Below are 1,325 nucleotides of genomic sequence, written 5' to 3' on the forward strand. Positions count from 1 at the left end.
GGGTTCGTCGGCAGCGTCAGATGTGTTTAAGAGACGGGCGTCGTGGACGGGCGGTGGGCGGGCTTCGCGGCGATCCGCGTCGAGCCGGCGCACCGCAGGGCCGGCGTGGCCACCGCGTTGATGCGCGAACTGGCCCGCGCGGCGCTCGCGGAGGGCGCGAGCGCCGCCTATCTCCAGGTGGAGGTCGACAACGCGCCGGCGCGCACGCTGTACGACCGGTTGGGCTTCGCCGACCACCACCACTACCACTACCGGACCGCGCCGGCCTAGGCGGCCGGCGCGGGGTGCGGTCAGGGGCCGACGGCGCCTTCCACGACCGCCTCCCGGCGGCCGGGGCCGTCGTCCACGGCGGCGGTCTCGCGGAGCGCCGGGATCAGCGCGGCGGCGGCGTGGTCCGCGGTCATCGGGACCGGGCCGCCTCCCGCGTCGATGGTGACGCCGTCGAAGTTCGCCCCGTAGATCTCGGCGAGCGCCTCGGTGTCGATCACCGGCTGGAGCGCGCCGGACTCGCCGGGTGCCATGGAGAGGAAGTCGTCGATGGTGCCCGGGCTCATGGGGAGGGGGTCCGCGTTGCCCGCGATCAGCCAGACCCAGCCGGACATCGCCGGCTCGCCGAACTCGGTGAGGGCCTGCTGGATCTGCTCCTCGCCGACCGTGGGGTTCTGGTCGCTGACCGGCAGTTCGACGGCCGGGTTGCGACCGGAGGCCGCCCGCTCCCGGAAGGCGGCCTCGACGGCGTCCGCCGCGGTCCGCACGTCGATCGCGCCGCCCGGCTGACCGGCGCGGCCGATGGCCTCGCCGTTCTCGAAGACCACGGTGCCCTCGACGGGGCCCGCGCCGCCCGAGGTGCCCACGATGTCCTGGAGCGCGACGGTCAGCTTCTCGCGGTCGACCGCGAACACCGCGTTCTCCGCGCGCTCGGCGCCGATCAGCGAACCGAAGACCGAGACCGGGCTGTAGTCCTGTCCGGAGACGGCGCGGACGGTGCCCTCGACGTCCACCGCGAGGCCGGCGACGCTCGGCTTGAGCTCGATCTCCTGCTCGCCGACCAGCAGGGTGAGCGGGGTGTTGTTGGCCGCGTCGAGCTCGGCCGCGAGCCGGCTCTGCGCCTCCTGGGAGCTGAGGCCCCCGATGTCGACGCCGAGCACGGTGGTGCCGCGCGGCACGTCCTGCGGGCTCATGAAGAGGCCGACGCCGTAGGCCGCGACGGCGAGGCCGAGCACGCCGACGAGCAGCAGCCGCGTCTTCGACCGCCCCTTGCGCTTGGCGGGGGCCGGCGGCTTGGGCGCCGGGGGCTCGGGCTCCTCGACCGGCTCGGGCGCCGG

General features: G+C 75.2%; 2 pseudogenes. One reads left to right on the forward strand and one right to left on the reverse strand.

Annotation, left to right across the window (positions count from 1 at the left end):
• Nucleotides 1–39 precede the first annotated feature (39 nt).
• A pseudogene (locus tag E1283_RS36240) lies at nucleotides 40–270 on the forward strand (GNAT family N-acetyltransferase); the annotation flags it as partial.
• Nucleotides 271–290: 20 nt separating this feature from the next.
• On the opposite strand, the pseudogene E1283_RS37890 reads toward E1283_RS36240, so the two are convergent.
• Nucleotides 291–1,325 (reverse strand): annotated as a pseudogene (locus E1283_RS37890) (hypothetical protein); the annotation flags it as partial.

The organism is Streptomyces hainanensis (assembly GCF_004348415.1).
Taxonomy (GTDB): domain Bacteria; phylum Actinomycetota; class Actinomycetes; order Streptomycetales; family Streptomycetaceae; genus Streptomyces; species Streptomyces hainanensis.